The organism is Halomonas sp. SIMBA_159 (assembly GCF_046536035.1).
Lineage (GTDB): Bacteria > Pseudomonadota > Gammaproteobacteria > Pseudomonadales > Halomonadaceae > Vreelandella > Vreelandella venusta_A.
The window spans coordinates 1-240 of record NZ_JAWJBT010001488.1 but is presented as its reverse complement, the minus strand read 5'-3'; the positions used below and the strand labels follow the sequence as shown (position 1 = coordinate 240).

General features: G+C 58.3%; 1 protein-coding gene. It reads right to left on the bottom strand.

What is annotated here, in order from left to right; genetic code table 11:
- A partial coding sequence (locus R0J87_RS24180; protein ID WP_498889584.1) for a GTPase occupies positions 1-240 on the bottom strand: 240 nt, incomplete at both ends.

Genomic DNA, 240 nt, shown 5'->3' with positions numbered 1-240 from the left:
CTCCAGGTGTTTCAGGAAGCGAATACCCAGACCGGCACCGTCGGCAGCGCCTTCGATCAGACCAGGAATATCAGCGACCACGAAACTGCGCTCGCTATCGACCCGTACCACACCCAGGCTAGGCACTAAGGTGGTAAACGGATAATCCGCCACTTTTGGCTTAGCGGCCGATACAGCGCGGATAAAGGTCGATTTACCGGCATTCGGCAAACCCAGCATGCCGACGTCCGCCAGCAGCAG